The following is a 21,865-nucleotide window of genomic DNA, read 5'->3' on the forward strand; positions in this document are numbered from 1 at the left end:
GTACCCATCGACGCCCGACCGGGACGTCGAGAGCGACCGGAGAGCACCGATGAACGAGATCCCGAACCCCGACGCCGAGCCGGGCACCACCCCGAACGACGCGCAGGCCACGCCCCGCTCCTCGTGGGAGGCGCCGCACGCGGACCGGTCGACGCTCCGTCCCGCCTACGCCTTCGACGGCTCCGGTCCGTACCTCTACGCGCCGGACGGTTCCGGCCCCTACGCCTACACGCACGACGGGCGCGGCCCGTACCTGATCGGGAGCCCGGCGTTGGCCGGCACCGCGGGCGCCTGGACCCAGGCAGCCCCGCACGCGGGGCACGACGCACACGCGCCGTACGGGCACCAGGCGCAGCACCCGTCCACGGTCCCCGGTTGGAGCGGCGCGTTCGGCACCCGCCCCGGTTCGCGGAAGCGCCGACTCGGGCTGGTCATCGGCTCCGGCATCGCCGCGCTCGCGATCGTGGGCGCTGCCGGTGGCACCGCGCTCGGTCTGACCTCGTCCGGCACCAGGACCACGTCGAGCCAGTCGCAGGGCACCACCACCACGCCGGGCACGGGCAACGGGAGCGGGACCTACGGCTTCACCGTCCCCGGCAACGGGAGCGGGAGCGGTTCCTCCGGCGACGGCAGCGGGTCGTCCGGCAGCGGGACGAGCACGCAGTCTCCCGCGACCGCCGCCACCGCCGCCCAGAAGAAGGGGCTCGTCACGATCGACACCGTGATGAACTACGACGCCTCCTCGCAGGCCGCCGGAACGGGCATGGTCCTCACCTCGGACGGCACCGTGCTGACGAACAACCACGTGATCCAGGGTGCGACGAGCATCACGGTGACCGACGAGACCACCGGCAAGGAGTACAAGGCCGACGTCGTCGGTGCCGACGCCACGAACGACGTCGCGGTCCTCAAGCTCGAGGGCGCGTCCGGCCTGTCGACGGTCACGCTCGACGACGACGGCGAGCCGAAGACCGGGGACGCCGTCACGGACGTCGGCAACGCCGAGGGCACCGGCAACCTCGTCGCCGCGACCGGCACGGTCACCGCGACCGACCAGGACATCCAGGTCCAGAGCGAGTCGGGCACCGGCACCGAGTCGCTGCACGGTCTCATCGAGGTCGCTGCCGACATCGTCTCCGGCGACTCCGGCGGACCGGTCCTCGACTCCGAGGGCGAGGTCGTCGGCATGGCGACGGCGGCGTCGTCCGGCTCGGCCGACGTCACGGGCTACGCGATCCCGATCACCACGGCGAAGTCGATCGCGGACAAGATCCTGGCCGGTGACGCCACCGGGACGATCACGATCGGCCTCCCGGCCTTCCTGGGTGTCCAGGTGAGCGGCGCGGCCGGTGGGACGTCGGGGACCACGGGCGGTGTGGCGGTCGCCGGGACCGTCGCCGGGTCGGGTGCGGCCGCCGCCGGGCTCGCCGCCGGGGACACCATCACCTCGATCGACGGCACGGCGATCACGAGCGCGGACCAGCTCACCCAGGTGATCCAGTCGAAGTCCGTCGGCGACCGCGTCTCGGTCGGCTACACGGACAGCACGGGTGCCGCGACCACGGTCACGGTGACCCTGACCGCCGGCCCGGCTGCCTAGCCCTCGGCAGCAGGCACGGCGGGCAGGAACGCCCGCACCAGCGACCGGTACACGTTCGCCGGCGACTCCGCACGGAAGGCGGAGGCGCCGGCGTCCGTGCGTCCGACGCGGGCGAACCCGTTGCCCTCGGCGCGCACGATCGTGACCGGACGTGGTGTCCCCGGACGACGGAGGTAGGACACCGTCCACGGCGCCGCCCAGAACCGGGCGAGCCGGGGGTCGGCCTCCGCGAGGTGTTCGGGCAGGTCGGGGGCGGTGTCGCCGCCGGCGAGGCGCCGGTCGAGCAGGTCGGCCCGGAGCGACCCCGTGCGGAACGGGAAGGTCCACGTCGGACCGACACCGAGCCTCCCGGCCGCGATCGCGACCACGCGTTCCGGCGCGAGCCGGGTGACCACCGAGTCGCCGTCGTCCGTCCCGTCGACCACGGTGCCGGCCCAGGCCTGGAGGCGCGACACGCGCCCGTCGGGCAGGTGCTGTTCCAGCGTGGTCGGCTGCACCGCCTCGGCCCACGGCTCGATGAGCGTCTGCGTGGTCGCCGGGACGGTGCCGAAGCGCCCGACCAGGCCGGCGTCCACCAGTCCGCGCCCGCCCGGGGTGCGGAGCAGGGTCGGGCTCCAGCGCTTGCCGGCCGTGCTCTGCAACGTCGAGAGCGCGTCGGAGTCGAGGCGGGGCCCCTCGATGCCCTGCGGTGTCGGGGCGGTGGGCAGCGGTTCGAGGTCGCGTGGCGCGGCGGCCGTGACCGGGCCGACGGCGCGGACGGAGTCGAGCACCGCGAAGACGGCGTCGTCCGTGGCGTCCAGCCGGACCAGCGGTCGTTCGACGGTCACGTCGACGCGGTGGCGTCCGGTCACGAAGAGCAGGTGGGCTCCCGCGACGGCGGTGGACTCGTGGTCCTCGTGGTCGGCACCGGGACGGACGTACTCGACGAGCCGTGCCGGGGCGCCGACCGATGCCCAGACGTCGCAGCCGACGAGGAGCAGACCGTCGACGGAACCGGGCAGCCGTTCCAGGAGCGAGGCGTTCTCGTCGCCGATGCCGCGGTCGCTCGGGCGGGAGCGGACGGTCAGGACGACGTCGTCGCCGGACAGGCGGAGGTCGGCCTGGGACACGTCCTCGCGACGCCAGGAGTCGGGGTGGCGGAGCGTCACCCGTGCGGTGCGGTCCTCGGAGCCGAGCGGGACGGGGACTGCCATGGCCGAAGGCTACGACGCAGCCGGGGCGAGGCCGCTGACGGCTCGCCGGGGTGCCGCGGTTCGCACCAGCCGGTCGTCAGCGTGGACGGCGCTCCGGCGGGGGTGGGACGCGCTTGGCGGCGACGACGTCGGCGAGGCGCACCTCGACGCGTCCGCGGCGGGTGTCGATCGTGACGGAGTCCGGTGTCCGTGCCACCAGGTCGCCGAGGGCGTCGGTCGCGCCGGCGCCGTCGCGGGCCCGGACGACGACGCGTTCGCCGATCGTGGCGTCGCCGAGCAGGCCGAGGGCGAGTGCCCTGGCGATCCGTGCCTGTTCGTCCACGCCGTCGACCCTACGGTGCTGGGCGGGCGGGGCCGGGACAGGCCGGGCGGGGCCGCCCGCGCTCGCGCTCGCGCTCGCGCCGCCTAGGGTGGAGGGATGGACAAGGCCCGCGTGGACAGCTGGATCTGGGCGGTCCGGATCACGAAGACCCGGTCCGCCGCGACGACCGCGTGCAAGGCGGGGCACGTCCGGGTGAACGGCGAGCGGGCGAAGCCGTCCACACCCGTCGGTCCCGGCGACGAGGTCCGGGTGCGACAGGCCGGGTTCGACCGCATCGTGGTCGTGCGGAGCATCATCCTGAAGCGTGTCGGTGCCACCGAGGCCGCGAAGCACCTCGACGACCGCACCCCGCCGCAGCTGCCGAAGGAGGAGGCCGGCTTCGTCCCGATGCGTGAGCGCGGCGCCGGCCGCCCCAGCAAGCGGGAGCGCCGCGACCTCGAGAAGCTCCGCGGGTACTGACCAGACTCTGCGGCTCCCGGACGGTCAGACGAAGCGGACGGTCTGCTGCAGGCGGTCCCGGATCTCGAACACGTCGACGGCACCCTCCGGCGACCAGACGCCGTTCAGGACCTGGCCGAGCGCACTGCGGCGGACCACGTACGCGGTGGGCTTCTTCGGGGAGCCGACGAGCTGCACGTCCTGGTCGACCGCGGAGTCGGGCACGACGAGCAGCCGGCCGGTGAACCGGACCCGCGTCTGCTTCTGCACGGCGCGTGCGGCGCGGACGAGCTCCTTCACCGGGCGCTCCCCCGGCTCGAGCGTGTCGCCGACGACCTCGCCGTGGTCGATCCGCACGGGGCCGCCCCAGTCGATGGACTCGAGCGCCCACAGGCCGCTCGGCAGCAGCACGACGTGGTCGAGCTTGCCCTCGGCACCGGCGTCGAGGTCGTGCCAGACGGTCACGCCGATGCCCATGTCGGCGACGATCGACGCGGTCGCCTCCTCCGCGAGCGCCTCACCCAGCAGCCGCCGGACGGACCGCGGCGCCGAGCGGACGAGCGTCGGGTCGTAGGGGTCCTCGATGGGGTCACCGAGTCCGACCCACTCCCGCTCCGCGGCGAGGAAGACCTCGCGCGAGCGACCCCCTGGATGGCCGTGGGACCGTGCCCGGGGGCGGGAGTCACGCCGTGCGGCGGGTGGGGCGTACTCGTCCCGACCGGACCCGGGTCGCCACACCGCGCTGCCGGAGGGTGCCGACGTCGGGCGCGATCCGGTGTCGTAGGCGCGGCGCGCGGCGGGGGTGCCGACGCGCTCCCAGGCGATCTGCACGCGGCGGAACCGGACAGCGTCGCCGCCGAGGTCGGGGTGGGTCTCGCGGGCGGCGCGACGGTACGCGCGGCGGAGTTCCTCGTCGTCCGCGGTCGCGGGGACGCCGAGGACCTCGTACGGGGTGGCGTCGGCCGGGCTGTCGGTCATGGCCCTGGCACAGTACCGGAGGGAGTGTCGGCGGCAGCCGAACGGACGCTGAACGCTCGCTGGGGCGTCGGTCGCTCAGTCCGTGTCGGCGTGCAGGTGGAGGTCGAGCGGGCGGCCGAGGAAGCGGGCGTACCGGTCCCCGGCCGGGCGAAGCGCCCGGGTCACTGCGGGTGGCAGCGGGACGAAAGCCGTCACCGTGACGCGGACGTCGTGCGTGCGCTCGCTGCGGCTCCAGGTACCGACGACGTGTCCGCGGTGCAGGACCATCGGCAGGAACACGCCGTTGCCGCCGGGGACGACCCGGTCGGCGTGTTCGGTGTCGAGGTGCGCGGTGCGGTCCGCGTAGCCGAGCAGCTGCTCGTCGAAGCCCGGGAGCAGGTGGACGGGAGCGACCGGGCGGGTCGGCACGCGGTCCGCCAGGGCGAGGACCCCGTCACCGAGGTCCTCGACGGCCTCCCCCGCGACCGCGACGCCGCGACGGACGTCGGCGAGGGGCAGCTTCGTCCAGCTCGCGGCGTCGGCCTCGGTCGCCGGTCCGCGCCCACGGAGGTACCCGACCATCAGACGACCGAGGGCTTCGTCGCGGTCCGGGACGGGCTGGACCGCCGGAGCCCACTCGTCGAGGAGCACGAGGTCCTGGCCCGTCCCGTTCGTCGGCCCCCAGGCCACGAGCCCCTCGACCGCCAGGTGGAGGAGCAGGTGTGTGCCGCGGCCGCCGGTCGGGTCGATGCCGTGCTCTCGCCACCGGGCGAACAGGTCGTCGCGGGGCAGGGACCGACCGCCGTGGAGGGCGTCGATCACCACCGAGCGGGCCTGGTCGACGACGGTGTCGTCGAGGCCGAGCTGGGCGCGGCGTCGCGCAGTCTGGCGGATCGTCCTGGCGGCGGTGCGGGAGGACAGCATCCGGAGGTCGTCCGGGCGGAGCACGTGCAGGGTGCCGCGCATCGGCCACGACCGCACGACGTCACCGCGGTCGAGCGCCGCTCGGACGTCCGCGCGGGTGGTGCCGAGCGCGCGGACCCCGATCGCCCAGAGCGCCTGCCCGAGGTCCTGCGCCTGCAGCGCCGTCATGTGCGCGACGACGTCGAGGACGGGTCCCGCGGCGGTGCCCACCGACGCCGGGGACCCGATGCGCTGAGCCGCGAGCCGCATGGCCCGCAGCTGCGCTCGCGTGGGGGTCACGACGCCGCGCTCACGTCGCTGCCGTCACGTCGGCTCGGTCACGTCGGCTCGGGCACGTCGGCTCGGGCACGTCGTCGGTGCTCAGACGACCGCGGCGGTGATGGCGTCGGCGTGCTGCTCGATGTAGGCCAGGTCGGCGCGGTAGAGGTCGGCGTGACCGTGGGCGAGGTCGCTGATGAACTTCGGGTTCCCGCCGGCCGCTTCTTCCTCGAGCATCGTCAGGAGCGCGGCGATCGAGGCGAGCATCGTCGGCACGAGGAGCGACCGTGACGCCTCGGCGAGTCCGTAGGCGCGGCAGAACTCCGCCGCACGGGCGAGTCGGGCGTCGAGGGTCGGCGCGGTGGAGCCTTCGACGGCCCCGGTGGTGAAGGGCGCGAACCGGTAGACCGCGCTCGCGACGTCCCAGACCCGCGGCCCGGGGTGCGCGGTGTCGAAGTCGATGATGCCGACCGCGACGACGCCGTCGTAGACGCAGTTGTACGGCGCGAAGTCGCCGTGGACGACGGTCTCGACCGGGCCGGCACCGGGCTGGGACCAGACGTCGACGTCGGGGTCGAGGGCGAACCCGGCCGCGGCGTCGTGGTAGTGCCGGAGCATCCGGGCACTGGTGACGAGGGCGGCTTCGCTCGCGACGTCCTCGGTCCAGGGGTACTCGCCGGCGAGACCGGGGACGAAGGAGACCGTCTCGAGCGTGTTGTCGAGCTCGATGGGCTCCGGTGCTGCCAGGAACCCCTGCTCGTGCAGGTGTGCGAGCAACCGGTGCACGGTGGGGGTCCACGGGCCGGCCGGACGGCGGACCCGGTCGTCGGTCTTGGTGATGCGCTCCATGAGTGCCCGCTCCTGTCGTGGTCGTCGTCGTCGACGTGCCATGGCCACCGCGGGCGTCTGTCGGACGACCGTCGGCGTGCACGTCAGCGTATCCGCCCGGGCACGCGGATGTCGCGTTCCATCGCACCCGGTGTCCGACATCCGTCGCATCCGGAGCCCGTCCGACGCATGCAGCGTTGCATGCAAGGCGTAGGATCGTCGCTCGTGAACAGCACGACGACGACCCCGGCGGCCTCGGACCGCGCCTACGAGCACGTCAAGCGGGCCATCATCCGCGGTGACCTCGCCGGGGGTACCGCGATCAGCGAGAACACGATCTGCCAGGACCTCGGGGTCTCGCGGACCCCGGTCCACGAGGCGTTCCTCCGGCTCGCGGCCGAGGAGCTCATCGCTCTCGAGTCCCGGAAGGGCGCCGTCGTGCGCCCGATGTCGCCGAACGAGGCGCGGGACGTCCTCGAGATGCGCGAGGCGATCGAGTCGACCGCGGCGACCCGTGTCGTCGCCGACGGCCGCGTGGCGGACCTGGCCCCGAGCCTCCAGGCCATGCTCGCGGAACAGGAGGCCGCCGTGCTCGCCGGCGACGTCGACCGGTTCGTCGAGGTGGACGCCGAGTTCCACGGTGCCGTGATCGGCGCGTCGCGGAACGCGATCGCCGTCCTCTTCGCGCGCACCCTCCGCGACCGGCAGCAGCGACTCCGGCACCAGCTGATGCGGGTGCAGCCGGCCCAGCTGCAGTCGTCGCTCGACGACCACCGGGCACTCGCCGACGCACTGTCCGACGGCGACGCGAGTCGGTACGCGGCGGTCCTCGGTCGGCACGTCGCGTCGCACCGGGGTGCGCTGTGAGCGCCACGGGGTCGATCCCGGTCCCCGTTGCCGGTTCGCGGTCACGAGCGGCCGTGAAGCCGTGGCTGATGGTGTGGGGAGCCGTCTTCGTCTGCTCGTGGGGCGGGAACCAGTTCAGCCCGCTGCTGCTCATGTACGAACAGCGCGCGCACTACTCGTCCGTGCTCGTCACCGTGTTCCTCGGGGTGTACGTCCTCGGACTCGCCCCGGCGCTCCTCGTCGCCGGGTCGCTCTCCGACCGCCACGGTCGTCGGCCGCTCATGCTCATCGGCATCGCGTCGGCCGTCGTCGGCAGCGGACTCCTCGCACTCGGGCCGCTCGGTCCCGGGTTCCTGATGGCCGGCCGCCTGTTCGCCGGTGTCACCGTCGGCATCGCCATGGCCGTCGGCAACAGCTGGGTGAAGGAGCTCTCCCAGGGGCGGTTCGACCCCGGGGCCGACGTGGCGTCCGGAGCACGCCGCGCGTCCCTCGCGTTCACGCTCGGGTCCGCCTCGGGTGCGCTGGTCGCCGGGCTCATCGCGCAGTGGGGACCGATCCCGGAGGTCCTGCCATTCCTCGTGCACATCGCGGTCGCACTGCCGTTCGCCGTCGTCGTGTGGCGGACCCCCGAGACGCAGACCTCCGGCGGTGTGGCGGGACCGTGGTGGCGGCAGTTGGGGATCCCCAGCGCCGGACACCGACGGTTCACGCGGGTCGTCCTCGTCGCGGCGCCGTGGGTGTTCGGGTCGGCGGCGATCGGGTACGGATACCTCCCCACGCGCCTCACGGGGGCGACCGGCACGTGGGGCCTCGTGTTCGCGACCGCGGCCACGGTCGTGGCGCTCGGTGTGTCGAGCGCGGTCCAGCCGCTCGCGAAGCGGGTGCACTCGGTCACGTCGGCGCGCGGACTCGCCACCGCGGTGCTCCTGATGACCGTCGGCATCGCGGTCGTCACCGTCGCGATCGTCCAGCAGTCGGTGTGGATCGGCCTCGCTGCGAACGTCGTGATCGGCGCCGGGATCGGGATCGCGCTCGTGTCCGCGCTGCTCGAGGTGCAGCGCATCGCGGGGCCGCGGGACCTGGCCGGACTGACGGGGGTGTTCTACGCGGTGGCGTACGCCGGGTTCCTCGCGCCGGCGGTCATCGCGGCGGTGGCGCAGGTGGTGGCGCTGCCCGTCGTGCTCTGGGTCGTCGTTGCGCTCGGGCTGGTGTCCTGGGTCGCGGTGCTCGTGTCGTCGCGGCGGCACATCCCGGCGTAGGCGCGGGGGGCGGGGGCGCTTGCGGGCGCGGGCGCGGGCGCTTGCGCTGGTGCGGGCGCGGGCGCGGGTGCGGGCGCGGGTGCGGGGGCGGGCGCGGGTGCGGGGGCGGGGCTTGAGCTGGTGCAGGGTTGGCCGCTCGGTGCGAGGTTGTACCGGCGCACGGGGCGACCAACGCCGCACCGCCTGGGGTAGGGCGCACCGTGCGGCGTTGCGCGAACGGCGCACCGTGCGGCGCAGGGGAAGGGCGCACCGTGCGTGGTTGCGCTCCCAGCTGGGCCTGGTGCGGGGTTGACCGCTCGGTGCCAGGTTGTACCGGCGCACGGATCGACCAACGCCGCACCAGCTGGGGAACGGCGCACCGTGCGGCGCGCGGGAACGGGCGCAACGGCGCACCGTGCGGCGCGAGGGAACGGCGCAACGACGCACCGTGCGGCGCAGCACGGCGCGGCGTCAGAGCTGGTCGCGGAGCCAGGACGGGCCGCGGCTCGTCGCGCCGGCGGCCTCCGCCCGCGCTCGGAGTTCCCGGTCGGCCGTCACGACCACGACGGGGCCGTCGCCGGCCTCCACCGCGGTGCGGGCAGCGGCGACGATCGCGTCGTCACCCGACCCGGGAGCGTCGAGGACCCGGACGCCGGGGGTGCCGGACGCGGCACCCGGGACGTCGGCCGTCGCTGCGCGGGCCTCACCCTCGAGCACGACCGTCCACCGCGGCCACCACCGGGTGAACCCGAGGTCGAGGAGCGGTGCGGGGACCCCGACCGCGGCGAGCGCGGCGATCCCTGCGACGAGCCGGGCGGCGGCGCCGGCGCGGTCCCTCCACCAGCCGTCCGGCACGCTGCCGACGACGTTCGCCGCGTCGACGACGACTTGCGGGGTGCGGTCGATGGCTCCGCGGAGCGCCGGCCACGAGGCCCCGAAACCGGGGTGCAGCGGCAGGTCCTCGACGGCGTCGACCGGGACCCACTCGAGCGCGAGGCTCTCGCGGTCGGCGATGACCGGCCGGAACGGACGGGAGGCACGCCCCACCACGGTCGTGTACGTCCAGAACCCGAGGTCGAGGACCGCGGTGTGGCGGAGGTCCACCCCGTCCTCGGGGACGCCGGCCTCCTCGGCCGACTCGCGGAGCGCGCCGGTCACGGCGTCCTCGTGCTCGTGGCGGGCACCGCCGGGGATGCCCCAGGTCCCGCCGTGGTGGCTCCACTCGACCCGGTGCTGCAGGAGGACACGGCCGTCGCCGTCGTCGACGAGCAGTCCGGCCGCGCCGAAGAGCCCCCATGCCTTCGTGCCGTCCGGCCCGTACGCCCAGGCGTCACCGGGGTCGCGGGGACCGGGCGGAGGACCTGGGGGCAGCTCGTCTGGCACGGTCCCAGCCTGGCACACGGCGTGTGTACGGGACCGCGGACGGCGTGTACGGTGACGTCCGAAGACACGGGGTGCCGCATCCGGCGGCTGAGATCACACCCGTCGAACCTGCTCGAGTTCGTACTCGCGAAGGGATCGTCCGATGAACACTCCTGCGCCCTCCCCTGCCTGGGCCCACCGTTCCGCCGAGCTGCTCGAGGCCGTCCGTGCCCGGGCGCCGCTGGTGCAGTGCATCACGAACACGGTGGTGCAGAACGTCACGGCGAACGTGCTGCTCGCGCTCGGGGCCTCGGCAGCGATGGTCGACGTGCCCACCGAGGCCGGGCCGTTCGCCCGGGTGGCGGACGCCCTGCTGGTGAACACCGGCACCCCCCACGCCGAGTCGCGTGTCGCGTCGGTGGAGGCCGCGCGGGCCGCCGTCGACCACGGGACACCGTGGGTCCTCGACCCGGTGGCGGTCGGTTCCCTGCCGGTGCGGACCGCACTGGCCCGGGAGCTGCTCCCCCTCGGTCCGACCGTGCTGCGCGGCAACCCGTCGGAGGTCCTCGCGCTGCTCGGCGACGCGGCGGGCGGACGCGGGGTCGACAGCACGGCGGGCACCGACGAGGCCCGGGCGTCCGCCGTCGCCGCGGTCCTGGCCGCCCGGACCGGGGACGGCACCGGCACCGCGGGACCCCGCGCGGTGGCGGTGTCCGGCCCGGTCGATCTCATCGCCGGGTCCCGGGCGCAGGACGGGTCCGGCGCGGTGGTCCGGGTGGCGAACGGCTCCGCGATGCTCACGCGCATCACCGGCGGCGGCTGCGCCCTCGGAGCGGTCGTCGCGGCGTTCACCGCCGTGGCGCCGGACGACCCGCTCGGCGCGTCGGTCGCCGGGACCGCCGTGCACACGATCGCGGCGGAGCTCGCGGCTCGGGACGCCGCCGGGCCGGGCTCGTTCTCGGTGCACTTCCTCGACCGGTTGGCGTCCCTCACACCCGATGAGCTCGTCGCTGCCGCGCGGATCGGCGAGGAGGCCGCCGCATGAGGGACCTCGGCGTCTACCTGGTCACCGACACCGCGCTGTGCGACCGACACGGGCACGGCGTCGTCGGTGTCGTCCGGTCGGCCGTGCACGCGGGGGTCCGCATCGTGCAGGTGCGGGACAAGCACGCGAGCGCCAGGGACCTCCTCGCCCTGACGTGCGCCGTGGCTGCTGCGGTGGGTGACCACGTCGCGGTGGTCGTCGACGACCGGCTCGACGTCGCGCTCGTCGCACGGCACGCGGGGCACCGTGTCGCCGGGGTGCACCTCGGGCAGTCGGACGTGCCCGTGACGGCGGCGAGGGCCCTGCTCGGGCCGGCGGCGCACGTCGGGCTCACGGCGAACACGCCGGCGCAGTTCGACGCCGTCGCCCGGCTGCCGCACGGGACGGTCGACCTCCTCGGCGTCGGTGTCGTGCACCCGACGACGACCAAGCCGGACCATCCGCCGGCGCTCGGACACGACGGGTTCAAGCGTCTGGCCGCCGCGACGGAACTGCCGTCCGTCGCGATCGGCGGGATCGACCTCGACGACGTCGCACCCCTGCACGCAGCGGGGGCGTCGGGCGTCGCCGTGGTCTCCGGGATCTGCGCGGCGCCGGACCCGGGCTCGGCTGCCGCGTCCTACGTGGCGGCGTGGTCGGCCTCCGCGCCCGCTGCTGCCGACGTGGGACGCCGTACCGGGCGCGGGCCGCGCCTCCAGGCCGGTGGTCCTCGGTGACCCGGGTGCCGCGCGTCCTCAGCATCGCGGGGACCGACCCGACAGGTGGGGCCGGCCTGCAGGCGGACCTCAAGGCCATCGCGGCGCACGACGGCTACGGCATGGCGGTGGTGACCGCCGTCGTCGCGCAGAACACGCACGGCGTGCGGTCGGTGCACGTCCCGGACGTCCGGGTCCTGCGCGACCAGCTCAATGCCGTGTCGGACGACGTGGAGGTGGACGCCGTCAAGGTCGGGATGCTCGGGACCGCCGCCGTCGTCCGGGAGGTGACCGACTGGCTGCGGACCACGCGGCCGCCGTTCGTCGTGGTCGATCCGGTGATGGTCGCGACGAGCGGCGACCGGCTGCTCGACGCGGAGGGGGAACAGGCGATGACCGCGCTGCTCGCCGACGCCGACCTCGTCACGCCGAACCGTCCGGAGCTGACGGTGCTCGCACGGCTGGCCGGCGTCGACGCCGCGGACCCGGTCGTCGCGGCACGCGGGGTGGCCGCGGCGTGGGAGGTGATCGTCCTCGCGAAGGGCGGACACGCCGGCGGCGACCGTTCGGACGACGTCCTCGTCGCGCCCGACGGCAGGACGCGCGTGTTCACGGCGCCGCGGGTGGTGACGGACAACACCCACGGGACCGGGTGTTCGCTGTCGAGCGCGATCGCGACGCTCGTCGCGCGTCACGGCGACTGGGAGATCGCGGTGGGCGGGGCGAAGGCCTGGTTGACCGCTGCGCTCCGCGGTGCTGACGCACTCCGGGTCGGCAGTGGCAACGGTCCGGTCGACCACGGGGCGGTCCTGCGGGCGGCGCTGCCCGCACCGCGGAGCACGGACGCCTGGTGGGCCGACGTCCGGGAGCTGCTCGACGCGACGATCGAGACGCCGTTCCTCCGTGGGTTGGCTGACGGCACCCTGGACCAGGACGTGTTCGCGGGGTACCTGGCGCAGGACGTGCACTACCTCCGCGCCTACGGACGGCACCTCGCCGCGATCGCCGCACGGAGCACGGGCGACGCCGCGGCGACGTGGCGACGGGCGGCGCTCGGCTGCGACGAGGAGGCGGCCAGGCTGCACCACCGCCGCCTCGCCGGCACGCACGCCGACGACCCGGTGCACCCGACGTGCGCCGGCTACCTCGCGCACCTCGACGCGGCGGCGGCTCACCCCGACGTCGCGGTGCTGGCGGCGGCCGTCCTGCCGTGCTTCCGGGTCTACGCCTGGGTCGGGGCCGAGCTCGGCACCGCGCCGCCCGACCACCCGTTCGCCGACTGGGTCACCGCCTACCGCGACGAGGAGTTCGCGGCGTCGAGCGCGCGTGTCACCGCGATGGTCGAGGAACTCGCCGACGTCGCTGACCCGGCGGTCCGTGGGGCGATGGCCTGGGCGTTCCGCACCTCGACCCGGTGGGAGCTGGCGTTCTTCCGGATGCCCTACGACCTCGGCGGGGACCGCACGAGCTCGACGTCGAGCGATCCGCCCGACACGGTGCACCGCATCCAGGTGTGATCCGGCTGCCGCCGCCGGTCCGTGGGCGAGCCGGGGTTGAGCAGCCGGAGGCCGCCGGGCGCCACGGTGTCCCACGGGATGTGCGAGTGCCCGAACACGAGCACGTCGACGTCCGGGTACGCGGCGGCCATCCGGCGTTCCCGGCCGGCCGCCTGCCCGGTCTCGTGCACGACCGCGAACCGCAGCCCCTCGACGGCGACGCGGGCCACGAGGGGCAGACGGTCGTCGAACTCGGGCCCGTCGTTGTTCCCGCGGACACCGACGAAGGACGCGGACCGCGCCGCGACGGCGTCGAGGGTGGCGAGGTCCACCCAGTCCCCGGCGTGCACGACCAGGTCAGCGGCGTCGATGTCGGCCCACAGCGCCGGCGGCAGGTCCTTCGCCCGCTTCGGCAGGTGCGTGTCCGAGAGCAGCACCATCGAGGTCGTCACGGCTGCGACACGTCCGTGTCGTCCGGCGTCACCCTGGCGGGCATCGGCAGTCCCGCTTCGTCAGAGGCGCCGAGCCGTTCGAGGAGTCCGGCGAGCAGGGCGATGTCGTCGTCGGACCAGCTCGCGATCCGTTCGTCGAGGGCGTCGCGGTGCAGCTTCACCGACCGCTCGAGCGCCGCACGCCCCGCGTCGGTGACCTCCAGCGGCTTCGCGTTGCCGGTGCCGCCGTCGGTCGTGCGGACCAGGCCCGCGGCGAGCAGCCCCGCGAGCTGCCGGGAGATCGTGGAGCGGTTCAGTCGCAGGTACCGGGCGATGTCGATCGCCATGCAGCCGGGGTGCAGCACGACGAAGTCGACGAGCGACTGGTCGACGATGCTCAGCACGGAGTCGTCGCCCCGCGCCCGGATGCTCGCACGGCGCGTGATCCGGGACAGTTCCGTGTAGGCCCGTCCGATGTCAGCGTCCCGGACGTCGGACCTCGGGTGGTCCATCCTGGCTCCAACCTGTCGTCCCCGGTCGTCGGCGGTGGGATGGTCTCGGCCGCCCCCGGGGGTCTTCCCGGTCACGATACCGGCGCGGTGGGGCCGTGCGTCGCGGCGGATCGCCGACGGCTGCGCGACGGACCGCCGGAGTGCGCGATCCCGCAGCCGCGGGCACGACCCGCTACGCGCCGCGCGCCGCTGCCTGCAGGGCGGCGATGTCGAGCTTCACCATCTGCCGCATCGCCTGGTACGCGCGTCCGGCCCCCTCGGGGTCACCACCGGCGCTCATGATCTCGCCCATGTCCGCCGGCGTGACCTGCCACGAGACGCCCCATGCGTCGGTGAGCCAGCCGCAGGCGACCGGGGTGCCGCCGGCGTCGACGAACGCGTCCCAGATGCGGTCGAGCTCCGCCTGGTCCTCGACGTCGACCTGGAACGAGATCGCGTCGGAGTGCGGGTGGCCGGGGCCAGCGTTCATCGCCCGGTACGGCTGGCCGCCGAGTCGGAACTCGACGACGAGGGTGCTGCCGTCGGGGAGCTTCTCGACGTGCTCCACGGTCGAGTCGGGGATCACCGAGGTGTAGAACCGGGCGGCCTCCTCGGCCTGCCCGTCGTACCAGATGAAGGGGACGATCTGTCGCACGGGGTGTCCTGTCGTCGGCTCAGTCCGCGGCGGTGCGGCTGAGGAGTGAGGCCTTCTCGGGGTGCTCGTCGAACCACTTGCCGACGAACCAGCACATCGGCACGATCCGCTTGTCCGTCCTGGTCTCGACGTCGGCCACGGCGTACTCGACGAGCTCGGCCGCGTAGCCGTGCCCGCGGTGCGCCGGGACCGTGTAGGTGTGCGGGAACGCGACGGCGTCGGCGTTCTCGCGGTGGTCGAGCACACTGACGAGTTCACCGTCGACGTACAGCGCGTAGCGCTGTCGGTCGGTCTCGTTGCGGAACTCGTGTGCCATGCCGCCATCCTGCCTCGGAATGCTCCGAGGGGCACGGCGTTGTCTGGGTGCATGACGACCATCGGGATCATCGGAGCAGGCAACATCGGAGCACAGCTGGCACGACTGGCGGTGGAGCACGGGTACGACGTGGCGATCGCGAACTCCCGCGGGCCGGAGACGCTGACGGACCTGGTGTCCGAACTCGGCGACCGAGCACACGCGGTCACCCGGGACGAGGCGGCCGAACAGGGCGACCTCGTCGTGGTGACGACCCCGCTCGCCGCGATCGAGACGATCCCCGTCGAGCCCCTCGTCGGCAAGGTCGTGATCGACACGAACAACTACTACCCGCAGCGCGACGGGCACATCGCGGCACTGGACGACGAGACGACCACGACGGCCGAGCTGCTGCAGGACCACCTCCCCGGCGCCCGCGTCGTGAAGGCGTTCAACCACATCGCCGCGGCGGACCTCACGACCGCGGGGAGCCCGGCCGGCACCGTCGGCCGACGTGCCCTGGTGGTCGCCGGCGACGACGCCGAGGCCAAGCGCGTGGTGTCCGACCTGCTCGACGAGTTCGGCTTCGACGCGGTGGACATCGGCGCACTCGCCGAGGGCTGGCGCATCCAGCGGGACACCCCCGGCTACGTCAAGCCCTACGCGGCACTCGAGCTCGAGCAGGCCGTGGCGGACGCCAAGCGCTACCGCGACATGTGACCGGCGGGGCGGGCGCCCGAGGGCGTCCGCCCGTCACGCCCGTCCAGTCACGCCCGTCAGGCCCGTCCGGTCACGCCCGTCACGCCCGTTCGAAGACGAGCGTCATCTCGGCGAGGTCGTCCTCGCTCGGGATCCACGCGGTCCCCGCGTCGACGTTCTGCGCGATCTGCTCGGGCTTCGTCGCGCCGGCGATCACACTGGTGAGGCCCGGCTGCGCGAGCAGCCAGGCGAAGGTGGCCTGCAGCATCGTGACACCGCGGTCGTCGCAGAACCGCTGGTACGCCTCGAGCACGTCCCACGGGGCCTGCTCGAGGAGCTCCGGCTTCCGCGTCGTCAGACGTCCGTCCGCCGGGCCCCCGGACCGCGTGTACTTGCCGCTGAGCAGCCCGTTGTACAGCGGGAAGAACGGCAGGAACCCGAGGGCGTAGGCACGGACCGCCGGGAGGACCTCGTCCTCGACGGCACGGGCCAGGGGGCTGTACTCGTTCTGGGCGGACACGAACGCGGTCGTCCCCGCGATGGATGCGGTGAGCTCCGCCTCGGCGATCTGCCACCCGGCGAAGTTCGAGTGCCCGACGTAGCGGATCTTGCCCTCGCGCACGAGGTCGTCGAGGACCGACAACGTCTCCTCGATCGGCGTCACCGCGTCGGGTCGGTGCATCTGGTACAGGTCGATCCAGTCCGTGCCGAGCCGACGGAGCGACGACTCGACGGCGAGCCGGACGTACCGACGGGAGCCGCGGACACCCCAGTCCGGCCCGTTCGACCCGCGCATGTCCATGCCGAACTTCGTGGCGAGGACGACCTCGTCGCGTCGCCCGGCGATGGCCGTGCCGAGCATCGACTCGGACTGCCCCGGGGTCCCGCCGTAGACGTCGGCGGTGTCGAGGAGGGTCACGCCGGCGTCGAGGGCCGCGTGCACGACGGCGTCGGTACCGTCCTGCGTCTCGGTCGCGGTGCCCGGACGACCGAAGTTGTTGCAGCCGAGGCCGACGGTGGAGACGACGAGCCCGGACGGGCCGAGGGGACGGTGTTCGATCGCTGCCATGGCTCGACCGTACCGGCGTCCCCGGAACTGGGGCTGCACCACGACGACGACCGCCCGTTAGGAATGACCAAGGACCAGCGGCCGGAGGGAGCACACGTGGCGTCGCACCGCATGCCCGACTCCGAGCGACCACGCCGTCCCGTCCCCGCATGGGTGACGGCTCCGGTGGAGAGCACCGCCGACCGGGAGGCTCGACCCGCCTCCGCCACGCCGGCCCCCGTCGTCGGGGCCCCGCCGTCCGTCCCCGCGGTCGCGTCCGCCCCGCCGGCCCTGTCCGCCTCGTCGGTCCTGTCCACACCGCCGGCCGTGTCCGCCCCGTCGACCCTGTCAGCCCCGTCCGCAGTTCCGGCCCCGTCCGCAGTTCCCGCCCCGTCGGCCGGGACCGCGGGACCGGCCGAACCGGCGCCGGCCGTCGCCCCCGACGCCACCGCCGTGCTGGACCCGGACGCCGTCGCACCGGACTTCCCGCCGGACCAGGAGCACCTCCCGCCGGCACCGACCTCCCCCACCGTGCACACCGTGCCGTTCGACCAGCTCGTCGCCGGGACGGACACCCGGGCGCTGCGGGCACCGGCGCCGTCCTCACCGATCGACGCCGCCCCCGCTCCCGCCGCCCGTGTGCCGGTCGACGCCGTGACGGTGGCCACCGTCCCGATGGACGTCGTCTCGGCCGACGCCGACCCGGAGACCGTCATCGCTGCCCCGGCAGCACCGGCCGGTCCGGTCGTCCCGCGCACCGGTCAGCCGCGGTTCTCCGTGCCGGGACTCGAACACGTCGTCGTGGAGGGCTCCGAGCCGGCGCCCGCGGGCCCGGTCGGGTACCGGACGCCGGCGCGGTTCGCCCACCAGCAGGCGACGCCGGCCCTCCTCGCGACCCCCGCGGCGATGCCCGCGCCGAGGACGGGCGACGCCGCCCTGACCGGCGCCGGCCCGCGAGCCGACCACCAGACGACCGCGACGAACGCCGGCCAGGCCGCACCGAGCCTCCCGTCCGCCGCCGCGACGACGGCCACAGATGCGACGGCCGCCGCGCTGCCGGCCACGGAACCGGCCACCGACCGTGCCGCACGGACCCGGTCGACCGCGCGACGGGCGCTCGGTGCCACACCCGGCGCGGTCCTCGGCGCCGTCGCGGGCATCGCCGCCCTCGGACTCGCGGCGTGGTGGTTCACCGCGCCGGGCTCCGTGCACGCCGTCGGGGTGCTGCTCGGCGTGCTCGGCGTGCTGCTCTCCGTCGTCACCCTGCGGAACCCCGCGGCGACGTGGCAGCGACCCGTCGCCCTGCTCGGCGCGGTCCTCGGCACCGTGGGCACGCTCGTGCTGCTCTGGGCCGTCGCGACCGTCGTCCTGCCGGCGGCGGGCGTGACGCTGCCCGACCTCACCGGTTCCGGCACGGTCCCCACGCTCGTCCCCTGAGCTGCGGCCCGGTCAGACCGCGCGGACCACGCCCCGCGACAGGATCGCGTTCGTCAGGGCGTCGATCGGTTCGCGCTGCACGGTCGGGTTCGCGATGAGCACGTAGTCGACGGCGGGCAGGTCGGGCAGGCCGAGGCGCTGCGAGACCTTGACGAGGTCCGCGGGGATGAGCGAGTGCGGGAACACCGCGACGCCGATCCCGGCCCGCACGGCGGCGAGCACCCCGTTGACGTCCCGCGTGTTGCAGGTGATCCGCCAGGTGCGACCGGCGGCCTCGAGCGCGTCGATGGCCATCTGCCGACTGATGCTCGGCGCCTGGTAGACGATGAGCGGCACGGGTTCGTCCCGCTCCACGGCGATGCCGTCCTGCGCCATCCACACCATCTGGTCCGTCGCGACCCGGGTCCCCTCGGCGGACTCCCCCGCGGTCTGCTTGATGAACACCAGGTCGAGCTGTCCCGCGTGCACCCGGCGGAGCAGCGGTGTCGACTGGTTCACCGTGAGCTCGAGGTTCACCTGCGGGTGCAGGCGCCGGAAGTCCCGGAGGATCCGCGGCAACTGCGTGATCGCGAGGTCGTCCGCCGCACCGAACCGGAGGCGTCCGCGGGTCGCGGACCCCGAGAAGTAGGCGTCCGCCGTGGCGTGTGCCGCGAGGATCGTCCTGGCGAACCCGGCCATCGCGTCGCCGTTGTCGGTGAGCGTCACGCCGCGGGTGTCCCGGGCGACGAGCGTCCGCGACACCGCCGTCTCGAGCCGGCGGACGTGCTGCGACACCGTCGGCTGGCTGATGCCGAGCCGCGCCCCCGCCTGCGTGAAGCTCCGCGTCTCGGCGACGGCCAGGAAGGTCTGCAGCAGCACCGGGTCAAGCACGGGGACCTCATTCGACATCGCAATGGAGTGATAGCGAGCATACGGTCGCCGAATGGGTCTCGTCCACGTAGTTTCGAATGGGTACCTGTTCGACCACCGACAGCCGGAGAACCCCACCTGTGAGCGCGTCATCGACGACCCTCCCCCCACCCACCGAGCCCCTGCCGATCCAGGCCGAGCGACCGCCGTGGCGGCACACGCTCATCGCCCTGTCGGTGCCGAACTTCCGGCTGTTCACGGCGACGAACCTGGTCGCCATGACCGCGGGGTGGATGCAGCGGATCGCGCAGGACTGGCTCGTGCTCCAGCTGACCGGCTCCGTCGCGCAGGTCGGCATCACGGTCGCCTGTCAGTTCGCGCCGATGCTGTTCTTCGGACTGTTCGGCGGGGTCATCGTCGACCGGTTCTCCAAGCGTGCGCTCATGATGATCACGCAGGGCTCGTTCGCGGTGCTGTCGGCACTCCTCGCGGTGCTGACGCTGAGCGGCGTGGTGCAGGCCTGGCACATCTGGGCGATCGCCTTCGTCGTCGGCATGGTCACCGTCATCGACAACCCCGCCCGGCAGGTGTTCGTGACGGAGATCGTCGGCCAGCAGCACCTCCGGAACGCCATCAGCGTGAACTCCTCGGTCTTCCAGCTCGGCGGCATGATCGGCCCGGCACTGTCCGGCGCCCTGCTCGTCGCCGTCGGCGCCGGCTGGTCGTTCGGGGTGAACGCGATCGCCTGCGCCGCGGTCGTCGTCACGCTCGGGTTCCTCCGGGTGTCCGAGCTACACCGCACGCCGCCGGCACCGCGCGCGAAGGGCCAGCTCGTCGAGGGACTGCGGTACGCCGTCCGGAAGCCGACGATCATCGTGCCGGTCGTCCTCGTGGCGTTCTTCTCGGTCTTCGCCCTGACCATGCCGGTGCTGCTCTCGGCGTTCGCGTCCGAGGTCTACCACGTCGGCGCCGGCGGCTACGGCGTCTTCAACTCGGCGATCGCCATCGGCGCCCTCGCCGGCGCGCTGCTCTCCACCCGACGGGCCGTGGTCCGGCTCCGCACCATCGTCGGCGGGGTGTTCTGGACCGGCGTCCTGCTCGTCGTCTCCGGCAGCATCCCGCTCATCGCGCCGTTCACCGTGATGCTCGTCGCCGTCGGGATGTCGCAGCTGCTGTTCCAGACCGCCTCGAACTCGCTCGTGCAGCTGTCCTCGAACATCGCGATCCGCGGGCGCGTGATGTCCCTCTACGTCCTCGTGCTGCTCGGCGGCCAGGCGATCGGCGGTCCGCTCATGGGGCAGGTGGTCGACCACTTCGGCGCACACGTCGGCATGGTCGTCGCCGGCGGGATCCCGGCCGCAGCAGCAGCCGTGGTCGGGCTCGTGCTCGCCCGCCGCGGAGGGCTGCACCTGTCGGTGCGGATGCGGCACCACGTCCCGCTCCCGGCGATCGTCGGGCACCGCTGAGACACGGGCGCGTCCACGGACGGGAGGCCCGGTGCCAGCTGGCACCGGGCCTCCCGTCCGGCATGCGGTCGCGTCGCACCCCGCTCCGCACACCGCACCCCGTCAGGACGGGGTGCGGTGTGCGCGCAGGGGTGCGGTGCGAGCCGGGGCGTCAGTACTCGAGGGCGTCAGTACGCGACGCCGAAGCGCGCCCGGTGGTGCGCCGGCTGCTCGATCTCGTCGACGATCGCGATGGCGTAGTCCGCACCGGAGATGTCCGAGTTGCCGTCGGCGTCGGTGAGCAGGACCTCGTCCGTCGTGCGGTAGGTGCCGCGACGCTCGCCGGGGTTGTAGCTGCCGAAGGCGGCTGCCGGGCTCACGTAGAACCAGTCGACGTCCGTGTCGCTCGCGCGGAGGGCGTCGAGGATCTGCGCGTGGCTCTTCGCCTCGGCCTTGAACGCGTCGGGGAAGTCGGGCGTGTCGAACAGGGCCGGCCCGTCCTCCGCGACCTTGAGCGACCCGGCGCCACCGACGATGCCGAGCCGCGCACCCGCCGCTGCCGCCGCGTCGACGAAGTGCTGGAAGTGGTCCTTGAGCTCGCTGCCGTCCGCCTGCACCGCGTGCAGCGAGACGACCACGACGTCGGCGCCCTTCGTGGTCTCGGCGACGAAGTCCGCGTCGAACGCGTCCCCCTGCGCCAGGGTCAGGCCCTCGGCGGGCTCGAGCTTCGAAGTGTCGCGGGCGATCGCGACGACCTGGTGGCCGCGCGACAGCGCCTCGTGGGTGATGGCGGACCCGGCGTACCCGGTCCCTCCGACGACGACGATCCTGCTCATGCGTGTTCCTCTCGTGTGGTGCGGTCGGTCGTGACTCACTGTAGGGGTGTTACTCTCTTTCGGTAAGTAGGCACCTCACGGTGCGTGACTTCCGGTGCAGGAGGACCCATGAGCGCACTCGAGTACAGCCCCTACGCCGCCGACTGTCCCTCGCGACAGCTGCTCGACCGGATCGGCGATCGGTGGAGCGTGCTGACGATCGGGACACTCGCCGACGGTCCCCAGCGGTACACGGTGATCGCCGCGCGTGTGCAGGGCGTGTCGCAGAAGATGCTCACGCAGACCCTCCGCGCGTTGGAACGGGACGGTCTGGTCACCCGCACGGTCTTCCCCGAGATCCCGCCGCACGTCGAGTACGCGCTCACCGACGCCGGACGCGCACTCCGCACCGTGCTGCAGCCGCTCGAGGACTGGGCGACGTCGAACATGGCCGACGTGGAGCTCGCCCGCGAACGGTACGACGCCGCACACTGACCG

24 protein-coding genes and 1 riboswitch are annotated in these 21,865 nt (G+C 73.9%); of the genes, 11 read left to right on the top strand and 13 right to left on the bottom strand.

Features of this window, described 5'->3' with window-relative positions:
• Positions 1 to 49: 49 nt before the first annotated feature.
• On the top strand, positions 50 to 1,600 hold the full coding sequence (locus tag FS641_RS02810; protein ID WP_144759515.1) for a S1C family serine protease: 1,551 nt from the start codon (positions 50 to 52) through the stop codon (positions 1,598 to 1,600).
• Here FS641_RS02810 and FS641_RS02815 read toward each other — a convergent pair.
• Positions 1,597 to 2,793, bottom strand: coding sequence for a hypothetical protein (locus FS641_RS02815; RefSeq protein WP_144759517.1), 1,197 nt, complete (start codon positions 2,791 to 2,793; stop codon positions 1,597 to 1,599). The two genes, FS641_RS02810 and FS641_RS02815, sit on opposite strands and share 4 nt — an antisense overlap.
• Positions 2,794 to 2,869: 76 nt before the next feature.
• Positions 2,870 to 3,115 (bottom strand): ferrous iron transport protein A, encoded by a 246-nt coding sequence (locus tag FS641_RS02820; RefSeq protein ID WP_144759519.1) that lies wholly within the window; start codon positions 3,113 to 3,115, stop codon positions 2,870 to 2,872.
• A gap of 96 nt (positions 3,116 to 3,211) precedes the next feature.
• Here FS641_RS02820 and FS641_RS02825 point away from each other — a divergent pair, with 96 nt between their 5' ends.
• Positions 3,212 to 3,574: an RNA-binding S4 domain-containing protein gene (locus tag FS641_RS02825; protein WP_144759521.1), complete on the top strand. Its 363-nt coding sequence runs from the start codon at positions 3,212 to 3,214 to the stop codon at positions 3,572 to 3,574.
• Positions 3,575 to 3,598: 24 nt separating this feature from the next.
• On the opposite strand, the gene FS641_RS02830 is transcribed toward FS641_RS02825, so the two are convergent.
• From FS641_RS02830 to FS641_RS02840, 3 genes are all read right to left on the bottom strand, one after another.
• Positions 3,599 to 4,531, bottom strand: coding sequence for a DnaJ domain-containing protein (locus FS641_RS02830; protein ID WP_144759523.1), 933 nt, complete (start codon positions 4,529 to 4,531; stop codon positions 3,599 to 3,601).
• Positions 4,532 to 4,606: 75 nt separating this feature from the next.
• Complete coding sequence (locus tag FS641_RS02835; protein WP_144759525.1) at positions 4,607 to 5,713, bottom strand: winged helix DNA-binding domain-containing protein; 1,107 nt, start codon at positions 5,711 to 5,713, stop codon at positions 4,607 to 4,609.
• Between the two features lie 81 nt (positions 5,714 to 5,794).
• Complete coding sequence (locus FS641_RS02840) at positions 5,795 to 6,541, bottom strand: phosphotransferase (RefSeq protein ID WP_186317544.1); 747 nt, start codon at positions 6,539 to 6,541, stop codon at positions 5,795 to 5,797.
• A gap of 204 nt (positions 6,542 to 6,745) precedes the next feature.
• Here FS641_RS02840 and FS641_RS02845 point away from each other — a divergent pair, with 204 nt between their 5' ends.
• Positions 6,746 to 7,387 carry a GntR family transcriptional regulator gene (locus tag FS641_RS02845; RefSeq protein ID WP_222122036.1) on the top strand — a complete coding sequence of 214 codons (642 nt, stop codon included), beginning with the start codon at positions 6,746 to 6,748 and terminating at the stop codon, positions 7,385 to 7,387.
• Between the two features lie 53 nt (positions 7,388 to 7,440).
• Positions 7,441 to 8,625 carry an MFS transporter gene (locus FS641_RS02850; protein ID WP_222122037.1) on the top strand — a complete coding sequence of 395 codons (1,185 nt, stop codon included), beginning with the start codon at positions 7,441 to 7,443 and terminating at the stop codon, positions 8,623 to 8,625.
• A gap of 450 nt (positions 8,626 to 9,075) precedes the next feature.
• Here the strand turns inward: FS641_RS02850 and FS641_RS02855 are convergent, their stop codons facing one another.
• Positions 9,076 to 9,987 carry an NUDIX hydrolase gene (locus tag FS641_RS02855; RefSeq protein ID WP_144759531.1) on the bottom strand — a complete coding sequence of 304 codons (912 nt, stop codon included), beginning with the start codon at positions 9,985 to 9,987 and terminating at the stop codon, positions 9,076 to 9,078.
• A 57-nt stretch (positions 9,988 to 10,044) separates the two neighbouring features.
• Positions 10,045 to 10,140, top strand: a riboswitch (TPP riboswitch).
• On the opposite strand from FS641_RS02855, the gene thiM reads away from it, so the two are divergent.
• From thiM to thiD, 3 genes are all read left to right on the top strand, one after another.
• Complete coding sequence (gene thiM / locus FS641_RS02860) at positions 10,130 to 11,011, top strand: hydroxyethylthiazole kinase (protein WP_144759533.1); 882 nt, start codon at positions 10,130 to 10,132, stop codon at positions 11,009 to 11,011. (Overlaps the previous riboswitch by 11 nt.)
• Positions 11,008 to 11,727: a thiamine phosphate synthase gene (gene thiE / locus FS641_RS02865; RefSeq protein ID WP_144759535.1), complete on the top strand. Its 720-nt coding sequence runs from the start codon at positions 11,008 to 11,010 to the stop codon at positions 11,725 to 11,727. The genes thiM and thiE overlap by 4 nt, the downstream gene beginning before the upstream one ends.
• 5 nt (positions 11,728 to 11,732) lie before the next feature.
• On the top strand, positions 11,733 to 13,223 hold the full coding sequence (gene thiD / locus FS641_RS02870; RefSeq protein ID WP_260855625.1) for a bifunctional hydroxymethylpyrimidine kinase/phosphomethylpyrimidine kinase: 1,491 nt from the start codon (positions 11,733 to 11,735) through the stop codon (positions 13,221 to 13,223).
• Here thiD and FS641_RS02875 read toward each other — a convergent pair.
• The 4 genes from FS641_RS02875 to FS641_RS02890 form a co-directional block, all read right to left on the bottom strand.
• The gene (locus tag FS641_RS02875; RefSeq protein WP_144759539.1) at positions 13,148 to 13,654 is read right to left on the bottom strand and encodes a metallophosphoesterase; all 507 of its coding nucleotides are present in this window, start codon (positions 13,652 to 13,654) and stop codon (positions 13,148 to 13,150) included. The two genes, thiD and FS641_RS02875, sit on opposite strands and share 76 nt — an antisense overlap.
• Entirely contained in the window at positions 13,651 to 14,145 is a 495-nt protein-coding gene (locus FS641_RS02880) for a MarR family winged helix-turn-helix transcriptional regulator (RefSeq protein WP_144759541.1), read from the bottom strand. Before FS641_RS02880 ends, FS641_RS02875 begins: the two co-directional genes overlap by 4 nt.
• A gap of 172 nt (positions 14,146 to 14,317) precedes the next feature.
• Positions 14,318 to 14,779: a VOC family protein gene (locus tag FS641_RS02885; protein WP_144759542.1), complete on the bottom strand. Its 462-nt coding sequence runs from the start codon at positions 14,777 to 14,779 to the stop codon at positions 14,318 to 14,320.
• A gap of 19 nt (positions 14,780 to 14,798) precedes the next feature.
• Positions 14,799 to 15,095: a GNAT family N-acetyltransferase gene (locus FS641_RS02890; protein ID WP_144759545.1), complete on the bottom strand. Its 297-nt coding sequence runs from the start codon at positions 15,093 to 15,095 to the stop codon at positions 14,799 to 14,801.
• 51 nt (positions 15,096 to 15,146) lie between these two features.
• Between FS641_RS02890 and FS641_RS02895 the strand changes: the two genes are divergently transcribed.
• Complete coding sequence (locus FS641_RS02895) at positions 15,147 to 15,794, top strand: NADPH-dependent F420 reductase (RefSeq protein WP_144759548.1); 648 nt, start codon at positions 15,147 to 15,149, stop codon at positions 15,792 to 15,794.
• A 79-nt stretch (positions 15,795 to 15,873) separates the two neighbouring features.
• On the opposite strand, the gene FS641_RS02900 is transcribed toward FS641_RS02895, so the two are convergent.
• Positions 15,874 to 16,842, bottom strand: a complete 969-nt coding sequence (locus tag FS641_RS02900; protein ID WP_144759551.1) for an aldo/keto reductase — start codon at positions 16,840 to 16,842, stop codon at positions 15,874 to 15,876.
• Between the two features lie 432 nt (positions 16,843 to 17,274).
• On the opposite strand from FS641_RS02900, the gene FS641_RS02905 reads away from it, so the two are divergent.
• Positions 17,275 to 18,258 carry a hypothetical protein gene (locus FS641_RS02905; RefSeq protein WP_186317545.1) on the top strand — a complete coding sequence of 328 codons (984 nt, stop codon included), beginning with the start codon at positions 17,275 to 17,277 and terminating at the stop codon, positions 18,256 to 18,258.
• 12 nt (positions 18,259 to 18,270) lie between these two features.
• Here the strand turns inward: FS641_RS02905 and FS641_RS02910 are convergent, their stop codons facing one another.
• On the bottom strand, positions 18,271 to 19,128 hold the full coding sequence (locus FS641_RS02910; protein WP_144759557.1) for a LysR substrate-binding domain-containing protein: 858 nt from the start codon (positions 19,126 to 19,128) through the stop codon (positions 18,271 to 18,273).
• A 119-nt stretch (positions 19,129 to 19,247) separates the two neighbouring features.
• On the opposite strand from FS641_RS02910, the gene FS641_RS02915 reads away from it, so the two are divergent.
• Complete coding sequence (locus FS641_RS02915; RefSeq protein ID WP_144759560.1) at positions 19,248 to 20,573, top strand: MFS transporter; 1,326 nt, start codon at positions 19,248 to 19,250, stop codon at positions 20,571 to 20,573.
• 167 nt (positions 20,574 to 20,740) lie between these two features.
• On the opposite strand, the gene FS641_RS02920 is transcribed toward FS641_RS02915, so the two are convergent.
• Entirely contained in the window at positions 20,741 to 21,388 is a 648-nt protein-coding gene (locus FS641_RS02920) for an NAD(P)-dependent oxidoreductase (protein WP_144759563.1), read from the bottom strand.
• Between the two features lie 108 nt (positions 21,389 to 21,496).
• Here FS641_RS02920 and FS641_RS02925 point away from each other — a divergent pair, with 108 nt between their 5' ends.
• A complete protein-coding gene (locus tag FS641_RS02925) occupies positions 21,497 to 21,862 on the top strand; it encodes a helix-turn-helix domain-containing protein (protein WP_144759565.1) in 366 nt (121 codons plus the stop codon).
• Positions 21,863 to 21,865 lie beyond the last annotated feature (3 nt).

The organism is Curtobacterium sp. 9128, assembly GCF_007673775.1.
GTDB lineage: Bacteria > Actinomycetota > Actinomycetes > Actinomycetales > Microbacteriaceae > Curtobacterium.

What these genes read in the sequence shown, in the direction of transcription:
- FS641_RS02840 (WP_186317544.1), bottom strand. Translation starts at nt 6,541, where the DNA reads ATGGAGCGCATCACCAAGACCGACGACCGGGTCCGCCGTCCGGCCGGC.
- FS641_RS02825 (WP_144759521.1), top strand. Translation starts at nt 3,212, where the DNA reads ATGGACAAGGCCCGCGTGGACAGCTGGATCTGGGCGGTCCGGATCACG.
- FS641_RS02880 (WP_144759541.1), bottom strand. Translation starts at nt 14,145, where the DNA reads ATGGACCACCCGAGGTCCGACGTCCGGGACGCTGACATCGGACGGGCC.
- thiE (WP_144759535.1), top strand. Translation starts at nt 11,008, where the DNA reads ATGAGGGACCTCGGCGTCTACCTGGTCACCGACACCGCGCTGTGCGAC.
- FS641_RS02925 (WP_144759565.1), top strand. Translation starts at nt 21,497, where the DNA reads ATGAGCGCACTCGAGTACAGCCCCTACGCCGCCGACTGTCCCTCGCGA.
- FS641_RS02890 (WP_144759545.1), bottom strand. Translation starts at nt 15,095, where the DNA reads ATGGCACACGAGTTCCGCAACGAGACCGACCGACAGCGCTACGCGCTG.
- FS641_RS02920 (WP_144759563.1), bottom strand. Translation starts at nt 21,388, where the DNA reads ATGAGCAGGATCGTCGTCGTCGGAGGGACCGGGTACGCCGGGTCCGCC.
- FS641_RS02810 (WP_144759515.1), top strand. Translation starts at nt 50, where the DNA reads ATGAACGAGATCCCGAACCCCGACGCCGAGCCGGGCACCACCCCGAAC.
- FS641_RS02900 (WP_144759551.1), bottom strand. Translation starts at nt 16,842, where the DNA reads ATGGCAGCGATCGAACACCGTCCCCTCGGCCCGTCCGGGCTCGTCGTC.
- FS641_RS02895 (WP_144759548.1), top strand. Translation starts at nt 15,147, where the DNA reads ATGACGACCATCGGGATCATCGGAGCAGGCAACATCGGAGCACAGCTG.
- FS641_RS02815 (WP_144759517.1), bottom strand. Translation starts at nt 2,793, where the DNA reads ATGGCAGTCCCCGTCCCGCTCGGCTCCGAGGACCGCACCGCACGGGTG.
- FS641_RS02830 (WP_144759523.1), bottom strand. Translation starts at nt 4,531, where the DNA reads ATGACCGACAGCCCGGCCGACGCCACCCCGTACGAGGTCCTCGGCGTC.
- thiM (WP_144759533.1), top strand. Translation starts at nt 10,130, where the DNA reads ATGAACACTCCTGCGCCCTCCCCTGCCTGGGCCCACCGTTCCGCCGAG.